The organism is Gammaproteobacteria bacterium, assembly GCA_033720895.1.
Classification (GTDB): domain Bacteria; phylum Pseudomonadota; class Gammaproteobacteria; order Natronospirales; family JAJUFS01; genus JAWWBS01.
The window spans coordinates 1-8,299 of sequence record JAWWBS010000077.1; the positions used below are offsets into that span (position 1 = coordinate 1).

Below are 8,299 nucleotides of genomic sequence, written 5' to 3' on the forward strand. Positions count from 1 at the left end.
CGGTGCGACCATCGGCCAGCTGGACAACAACATGTTGTTCTATCTCCAGTCGCGCGGCATCGATGCCGAGACGGCGCGTGCCCTGCTGATCTTCGCCTTCGTGGACGAAATCGTGAAGCACGTGCCCTTCCCGTCCATTCGTGCCCACCTGGAAGCGCAGCTGGTCGGCCGCTTGCCGGATGCAGACATCCTGCGCGCCTTCATGAGCGACGAGGAGAGCAGCCAGTGAGCGTCGCCAAGGACAGCATGAAAACCGACCTTGATGTCACGGCCTTGCGGCAGGATTTTCCGATCCTGCACCAGGAAGTGCATGGCAAGTCGCTGGCCTATCTCGACAACGCCGCAACCTCGCAGAAGCCGACGGCTGTCATCGAGGCGATCAACGCCTATTACCGCCAGGACAACGCCAACGTGCATCGCGGCGTGCACCAGCTGTCCGAACGCGCGACCCGTGCTTACGAAGGTGCGCGTGACAAGCTCGCTGCATTCCTTGGCGCGGGCGACGAGCGCAGCGTCGTGTTCACTCGCGGCAACACCGAGGCGATCAACCTGGTGGCCCAGTCCTGGGGGCACAACAACATCGGCGCGGGCGACGAGATCCTCATCACCCACATGGAGCACCACTCGAACATCGTGCCCTGGCAGCTTCTTTGCGAGCAGACCGGTGCGAAGCTGAAAGTCGCGCCGATCAATGACCGGGGCGAGCTGGTCATGGATGAATTCAGCAAGCTCCTCAACACCAGGACGAAACTGGTCGGCGTGGTGCACGTGTCGAACGCGCTGGGCACGGTCAACCCGGTCGAAGAGATCGTCAAGCTGGCCCATGCCAACGGCAGCAAGGTGCTGGTCGATGGTGCACAGGCAACGCCGCACATGGCGGTGAACATCGCTGCACTGAATGCCGACTTCTACACCATTGCCGGCCACAAGATGTTCGGCCCCACCGGGATCGGCGCCTTGATTGCGCCGACTGCCCTGCTGGACGAAATGCCGCCATGGCAAGGTGGCGGCGACATGATCCGCATGGTGACCTTCGAAAAGTCGATGTTCGCACCGGTGCCGACCAAGTTCGAAGCCGGCACGCCAAGCATTGCGGAGGCCATCGGTCTCGGCGCCACGGTGGACTACCTCGAGAACGTCGGCATGGACAACATCGCCGCATGGGAGGCCGATTTGCTGGCCTACGGCACCGAACGCCTGTCGCAAGTCGAAGGCCTGCGCTTCATCGGCACGGCCAGTGAAAAGGCCAGCGTGATCTCCTTCGTACTGGATGGCGTGCACCCGCATGACATCGGCACGATCGTCGACCAGCACGGCGTCGCAATTCGTACGGGTCACCACTGCGCCATGCCGGTGATGGATTTCTTCCAGGTGCCCGCCACGGCGCGTGCTTCTTTCGCGTTCTACAACACCCGCGAGGAAATCGACCGCCTGGCCATTGCGCTGGATGACTGCAAGAGGATGCTCGGCTGATGGATTTGAAAGATCTCTACCAGGACATCATTGTCGACCACAATCGCTCGCCGCGGAATTTCCGCCGGATGGACGATGCCGATCGCGAAGCCATCGGCTTCAACCCGCTTTGCGGCGACAAGCTGTCCATTTTCCTCAAGCTGGATGGTGACACGATTGCCGACGTCAGCTTCCAGGGTTCGGGGTGCGCCATCTCGGTTGCCTCGGCGTCCTTGCTGACCGAACGCCTGAAAGGTGCCGACATCAGCGAGGCCGAGACGCTGTTCGGCGACATGATTCCCCTGCTGAAAGGCGAATGGTCGGATGATCGCGACCGAGGGCCGCTGAAGAAGCTGGCCGCACTGGAAGGTGTCAAGGAATACCCCTCGCGCGTGAAATGCGCCTCGCTGTGCTGGCACACGCTCGACGCAGCGCTGAACAACGCCGACGAACCTGTAACCACGGAATAAACGAGAGTCCCATGCTGAACATTTCAGGCGATCCCGTCCCTCTCAATCGCGACACCCGGGCCGTGATGATCCCGGCCGGCAATCCGGTCATCATCCCGGAAGGCACCGAAGTGGTCGTTGCCCAGGAACTGGGTGGTGCGTTTACCATCTACCTCGGCGGCCAGCTGGCACGCATTGCCGGCAAGGATGCGGATGCGCTCGGCAAGGAACCGACGCAGATGCCGGAACTGCCGGAAGACGCCACGGATGCCGATGTCGAACAGCTGGTCTGGGACCAGATGCGCACCTGCTTCGATCCCGAGATTCCGATCAACATCGTGGACCTCGGCCTGGTCTACCGCTGCGAACTGAAGAAACAGGAAGACGGCGATTTCATTGCCGAGGTCGACATGACGCTGACCGCACCCGGGTGTGGCATGGGCGACATCATCGCCTTCGACGTGAAGGAAAAGGTCGAGATGGTCCCGCGCATCAAGCAGGCGAACGTCGACCTGACCTTCGATCCACCTTGGAACCAGTCGATGATGAGCGACGAGGCACGCCTGAAGACCGGCATGTATTGACCACCCCGCTTTCACAAAAAAAAGCCCCGCAGTGCGGGGCTTTTTTCCTGCCTTAGCGGCGGACCCGTCAGTCCAGGTCCACCCAGTTCCAGGTAGCGAGATCCGGAGTCGTATAGAAGACCACGGTTTCATCGTACGGAATCCATTGCAGGTCGGAGCTGCTCTGGTTGCTGTCGAAATCGTTCATGATGTCGACCGGGCCAGCAACGCCCGCCTCCTTGTCGAACTGCACCAGCCGGGTGATGCAGGAGAAGCCGTCGGGCGCTGCCGTGTAATCGCAGTTCTGCCAGGTGACGGCTGCCACCTCATCCAGTCCCTGCAGCATCCAGTCCGTGGTGAAATCCCTGGCAACCGAATCGTTCTCGGGTGCGAGCTCGTAGAGCGGCTCCCAGCCACCTGCTTCGGAATGCCAGAGCAGGTGCGGATCGCCGTCATTCCCGTTGGCATCGTTACGCGTCAGCAACCAGGAAAAATCCGTGCCCAGGATGTCGAAACCGGCGGGCGTGAAAGCAGCATCGATCTCGCCTGACGTGACCCGGCTGGTGACACTGACGAGGGCCGACGACATTTCCAGCGTGATGCCTTCGTACACCTTGCCACCGGACGAATTCATGGTGGCACCGGCATAGATGACGTCGCCAACCCGGCCCGCTATCTCGCTGTGGATGACGTCACCCGGCTGGGAAGACGTCAGCAACACCGGAGTTGCCTCGGAAGGCGCGTCGAAATCCACGCCATACGCATACAGCCGCTGCTTCATGACGCCATCACTGTCCATCTCGTTGACGGTATCCAGTGTCCAGAGGCGAACGCCGATGTCGACCGTGCTGGAATGCGACAAGGGCCAATGCGTCAGGTCGCCGTAGGTCCAGCTGCCGGCCAGGTCTCGCCCGTACCAACGAGGCTGATCGACCGTGCCGGACGTCGATGCCCGGTGCGAGATAGCCATCAAGCGGTCCTGGTTGTTGAAATAGACTTCCTGGATGGAGGCATGCAGCGCAGACGATTCAAGCAGTACCTTTTCCGACCAGGCATCGGCGTCGGCATCGTAATAGAACGCGTAGGCATCACGATTGCGCTCGCCCGGGCCAAGCACCGAGGTGTACGCGCCGGACGTGTTCGTCAGCAATACGGCGATTGCGATATCACCGTTGGAAGCCTCGGCTGCGTCGGTGAACTGCCAGTACGGCGTGGCGCCTGCCGAGATGCTCTTCAATTCGTACTCGGTCGCGGTTCCCGCTGCACGATCGACAATGGTCGCCGACAGGACCGTCGGGTCGTTGATCACCTGCTCGACAACCAGAACGCGATCGTCGCTCAGCGCATGATAGGCCAGCAAATCCGGTGCCAGGTGAACCTGGCTCTCGGCATCCCGTACCAGGAATTCGGGAGCGGTGGTGAAGTCCCAGCTTTCAGCAGCGCCAAGCTCGGCGCCATCGGCAGCGGCGACCGTTGCCAACAGGTTTGCCGTAAGGACCGTGTCACGCGGCATCACCCCTTCGAAAACGAAGCTGGCCGTGAGGTCATCGGCAGACAGGCTGTACGACGTCGGCAGGAAATCCGTCACACCATCGGTCAGCGTGAAGGCACCGTCGAACGTCGCTTCGTCCATGGCCTTGCTGAAGGTGATGTCCACCTGGAGCGGCTGGCGAATGACATCGCTGTCGCCCGCCGCCGGCGTGGTCGACTGCACCGTGGGTGCTGCCGGCGTGGTCGTGCCGGAATCGACCGGCACCGGTGTGGAACTCGAACCGCCGCCGCCACCGCAGGCGGCCAGTCCCAGGAAAGAAACGAAAAGGAAATATCTGACGTCCATGAATGAAAACTCCAAGCCGGTCTATCCGGCAAACCCCTATATGTAAAAAAACCCGGGGAAAACTCGCAAGAAATACCGCGGGGTACAAATCGGCGGTCAACAAAACGTGATCGGTATCACACTATTCAGGCCGCCTTGCCCAAAAAAACCCCACCATCAAGGTGGGGTTCTGGCCAGCACGTCGTTGCAGGAATCAATCCAGGCCACGACGCTCCAGCAGCGGCGTGATGTCCGGTTCGGCACCACGGAAGGTACGGAACAGGGTCATCGCGTCTTCCGCCCCGCCACGCGACAGCAGGGTCTCACGGAAGTGATCGCCATTCTCCCGCTTCAGGCCACCGTTCTCCTTGAACCACTCGACCGAATCCGCATCCAGCACCTCGGACCAGATGTAGGCGTAGTAGCCCGCCGAGTAACCGCCGACGATATGCGAGAAGTAGGTGCTGCGGTAACGCGGCGGCACCGGAGCGAACTTCACGCCGTTATCGACCAGCGACTGCTCTTCGAAGGCCAGCAGGCCATCGGCAGCCGGCACCTCGTCGGGCTTCAGCTGGTGCCAGCTCTGGTCGAGCAACGAGGCTTCCAGGTACTCCAGCGTGGCATGACCCTGGTTGAACTTTTGTGTTGCGAGCACCTTGTCCAGCAGTTCCTGCGGCATCGGCTCGCCGGTCTGGTAATGCACGGCATAGTTCTTCAGGACTTCCGGCCAGCTTGCCCACATCTCGTTGACCTGCGAGGGGTACTCGACAAAGTCACGCGGCACGCTGGTGCCGGAGAACGACGGATAGGTCACGTCCGAGAACATGCCATGCAGCGCATGGCCGAACTCGTGGAACATGGTCGTCACTTCGTCCCAGGTCATCAGCGTCGGCTCGCCCTTCGGCGGCTTCGGCACGTTCTGGTGATTGGCGACGACCGGCTTGGTGCCCTTCAGGTCGGACTGCGACACATAGGCATTCATCCAGGCACCACCGCGCTTGGACGGACGTGCATAGAAGTCACCGTAGAACAGCGCAAGGGTCTCACCGTCCTTGTCGAACACTTCCCAGACGCGAACGTCCGGATGGTAGACCGGCAGGTCGGTGCGTTCCTCGAAGGTGATGCCGTACAGCTGGGTAGCCGCGAAGAACACGCCATTCTCCAGCACGTTGTTCATTTCGAAGTAAGGCTTCAGCTGCGACTCGTCGAAGTTGTAGCGCTTGGCACGCAGCTTCTCCGTGTAGTACTGCCAGTCCCAGGAAGCCAGCTCGAAGTCACCACCCTCTTCGTCGATGATGGCCTGCAGGTCGGCCGCTTCCTTCTGCGCATTCGCCAGCGCCTTAGGCGCCAGCTGGGCGAGGCGCTCGTTCACGGCTTCGGCAGTCTGCGCCGTCTGGCTCTGCAGGCGGTAGGCCGCATGATGCTCGAAGCCCATCAGCTCGGCGCGCTCGGCACGCAGCTTCGCGATGCGCGTCAGCACGCCACGGTTGTCGAACTCGCCGCCGGAGCTGCCACGGGACAGGGATGCTTCCATGATGCGCTGGCGCAATTCGCGATTCTCCAGCGATGCCAGGGCCGGCTGGCCGGACGTGTTCAACAGGGCAATGACATACTTGCCTTCGAGATCACGCTCCTTGGCCGCTTCCGCGGCGCCGGCGATTTCACCGTCCGACAGACCGGCCAGCTCTTCCTTGCTGTCGACCACGACCGCAGAGGCGTTCACTTCCTTCAGCACGTTCTGGCTGAACTGCGTCTGCAGTTCCGAGATTTCGGTATTGATGGCCTTGACCTTTTCCTTCTCTGCCTCGCTCAGCTCGGCGCCGGCACGCACGAAGGACTTGTAGGTCTCTTCGATCAGGCGAATACCCTCGGCGTCGAGGCCGAGATCATCACGCTGCTCGTGCAAGGTCTTGATGCGAGCGAACAGCGCCGGGTTCAGGTTGATTTCGTCGCTGTGGGCCGACAGCATCGGCGACACCTTGGCACGAATTTCCTGGCGGGCATCGTTGCTGTCCGCGGAGCTGAGGTTGAAGAAGATGGCCGACACCCGGCTCAGCAGTTCGCCCGACTCTTCCATGGCAATCATGGTGTTCTCAAAGGTCGGCTCGGCATCCTGGCTGGCAATGGCTTCGATTTCGGCCATGTGCTGCTGCATGCCTTCTTCGAAGGCAGGCAGGAAATGCTCGTCCTTGATCTGGTCGAACAGCGGTGCGTGCAGGTCCAGGGTACTGGCCTGCATCAGCGGGTTGTTGCTTGCCGTCTCGCCGCTGGCGTCGGCTGCCGACTCGGCAGCAGCGTTCTCGCCGTCCGGCGCATCGTTGGAACAGGCAGCCATGCCGAATGCGGCCAGGCTGAAGAAAACCGCGGCAGTCAGTCGCCCGGCTGCAATGCGTGCAGAAGTCATCAAGTCACCTCAGGGAATTTTTCGGGAAAACCAACGGTGAGAATACCCAACCACACGCAATTTGTGTAGAAACCGGAGCGGGAATCGCGGCTTGTGCAGCGCACGAACTGTCATCCGCCGGTCGCTCGGGTAAGAATGGAGGCATGCACGCAATCCGTCGCAGCCTGTACCTGTTGACCCTCCTGCCGATACTGGCGGGATGCGCTCACACGCCGTCAGGCCCGGTGCAGGGCGCTGCTGTTGCGCAAGCGCCACGCGGCGCGCTGGACGCCCTGGGATCACGGGTGCGCGAGGATTACCGGCAGGGCTATTCCGCCGCCGGGCTGCTCGACCTGCTGCCCCCGGTGGCCGTGCACGGGATACTGGCCAATACCGATCTCGACCGTGATATCAGGGATCATTGGCAAGCGCACTGGCGACACGCGGATCGTGACCGGATCGCCGAGCGTTTTGTCGAAGTCGGCGACTACAGCCAGAACCGCTACGCCCTGCCCCTGTACAGCCTGGGCATGCTGGCGGGAGGCTACGCCGGCCGGTCCTCGGATGGCCGGCTGGCGACCTGGTCGGAGCGCAGCCTGCGCACCAACCTGCTGGGCGCACCGCAGGCCTGGGCGTTGACCTATGCGCTGGGAACGCATCGCCCGACGGTGGGCACCTCGGGCTGGCAGCCGTGGAACGACAATGATGGGGTGAGCGGCCATTCCTTTTACGGCGCCGTGCCCTTCCTGACGGCGGCACGAATGTCGGACAGCGCCGGCTGGCGCTACAGCCTTTTCGCGCTGTCCACCCTGCCCGGCCTGGCGCGAATCCACATCAACAAGCACTACACCTCGCAAGCCTGGCTGGGCTGGGCGATCGCTTTCCATGCCAGTGGCATCGTTGCCCGGGATGGCGACCCCGGGGCCTATTCGTGGCTGCTGCTGCCTGGCGAGGACGGCGTGCTGCTGACGGTATCCCGCCGCTTCTGATGAACCCGCCGGGGCGTCAAGCAGCGCTGGAAAAGCCACCAGACATATGTAAAGTTTAGATGTGTTGTTAGCACAACTGTCGATAGCGAAAGTTTCCTGGCAACACGGAGGTTGTTTCCGACTGACCGGCTGGAGCAAAGTTCGTGACGCGTCCTAGCAAATCCTCTGGTGCCCTCTCGTTCATGCACGACGACATGTCCAGGCTGTTCTCGGGGCACCCCTTGCCGATGCTGGCCTGCGCCGCGGAAACCGGCGAGATTCTCGCTGCCAACGACGCTGCCAAGGCCACTTATGGCTATACGGCCGAAGAATTCGCGCAGCTGGCGTTCGCCGACCTTGTACAGCCCGCCGAAGACCAGTTACTGCACCTGACCGGCGCAGCCCAGGCCCACCGCAACAAGCAAGGCGACACCCTGATCGTCGATGTCTACAGCCAGGAAATCCCGGATCTCGAGCCCCGTGTCTCGGTCATGACCGTTCAGGACGCTTCGGAACGCTACAACGTGGAACAGGCCTTGCGCCGCCAGATCGCCTTCGCGGAGCAGTTGTTCGACAACTCGCCGGATGCGATGGTCCATCTCGATGCCGACGATTGCGTTGTTCGCTGCAACGGGTCTTTCGAAGAACTGTTCGGCTGGAAAACCGAG

General features: G+C 61.8%; 8 protein-coding genes. 6 read left to right on the top strand and 2 right to left on the bottom strand.

Annotated features, from left to right (window positions below; genetic code table 11):
• The 4 genes from R3217_09685 to sufT form a co-directional block, all read left to right on the top strand.
• Positions 1–229: SufD family Fe-S cluster assembly protein (locus tag R3217_09685; protein ID MDX1455715.1), on the top strand; the 229-nt coding region annotated here is incomplete at its 5' end.
• 17 nt (positions 230–246) lie between these two features.
• Complete coding sequence (locus R3217_09690; GenBank protein MDX1455716.1) at positions 247–1,473, top strand: cysteine desulfurase; 1,227 nt, start codon at positions 247–249, stop codon at positions 1,471–1,473.
• On the top strand, positions 1,473–1,922 hold the full coding sequence (locus tag R3217_09695) for an SUF system NifU family Fe-S cluster assembly protein (protein MDX1455717.1): 450 nt from the start codon (positions 1,473–1,475) through the stop codon (positions 1,920–1,922). Before R3217_09690 ends, R3217_09695 begins: the two co-directional genes overlap by 1 nt.
• Positions 1,923–1,933: 11 nt before the next feature.
• Complete coding sequence (sufT, locus tag R3217_09700; GenBank protein MDX1455718.1) at positions 1,934–2,485, top strand: putative Fe-S cluster assembly protein SufT; 552 nt, start codon at positions 1,934–1,936, stop codon at positions 2,483–2,485.
• A 67-nt stretch (positions 2,486–2,552) separates the two neighbouring features.
• On the opposite strand, the gene R3217_09705 is transcribed toward sufT, so the two are convergent.
• Together R3217_09705 and R3217_09710 are read right to left on the bottom strand one after the other, a co-directional pair.
• Complete coding sequence (locus R3217_09705; protein MDX1455719.1) at positions 2,553–4,301, bottom strand: Ig-like domain-containing protein; 1,749 nt, start codon at positions 4,299–4,301, stop codon at positions 2,553–2,555.
• Positions 4,302–4,494: 193 nt separating this feature from the next.
• Positions 4,495–6,615, bottom strand: a complete 2,121-nt coding sequence (locus tag R3217_09710) for a M3 family metallopeptidase (GenBank protein MDX1455720.1) — start codon at positions 6,613–6,615, stop codon at positions 4,495–4,497.
• A 212-nt stretch (positions 6,616–6,827) separates the two neighbouring features.
• Here R3217_09710 and R3217_09715 point away from each other — a divergent pair, with 212 nt between their 5' ends.
• Together R3217_09715 and R3217_09720 are read left to right on the top strand one after the other, a co-directional pair.
• On the top strand, positions 6,828–7,652 hold the full coding sequence (locus R3217_09715) for a hypothetical protein (GenBank protein ID MDX1455721.1): 825 nt from the start codon (positions 6,828–6,830) through the stop codon (positions 7,650–7,652).
• A gap of 182 nt (positions 7,653–7,834) precedes the next feature.
• Positions 7,835–8,299 (top strand): PAS domain-containing protein (locus tag R3217_09720; GenBank protein ID MDX1455722.1); only part of this gene is annotated, 465 nt, incomplete at its 3' end.

Bases quoted from the DNA above. Each gene is read 5' to 3' on its own strand.
- R3217_09695 (MDX1455717.1), top strand. From the start codon at position 1,473: ATGGATTTGAAAGATCTCTACCAGGACATCATTGTCGACCACAATCGC.
- R3217_09705 (MDX1455719.1), bottom strand. From the start codon at position 4,301: ATGGACGTCAGATATTTCCTTTTCGTTTCTTTCCTGGGACTGGCCGCC.
- sufT (MDX1455718.1), top strand. From the start codon at position 1,934: ATGCTGAACATTTCAGGCGATCCCGTCCCTCTCAATCGCGACACCCGG.
- R3217_09690 (MDX1455716.1), top strand. From the start codon at position 247: ATGAAAACCGACCTTGATGTCACGGCCTTGCGGCAGGATTTTCCGATC.
- R3217_09715 (MDX1455721.1), top strand. From the start codon at position 6,828: ATGCACGCAATCCGTCGCAGCCTGTACCTGTTGACCCTCCTGCCGATA.
- R3217_09710 (MDX1455720.1), bottom strand. From the start codon at position 6,615: ATGGCTGCCTGTTCCAACGATGCGCCGGACGGCGAGAACGCTGCTGCC.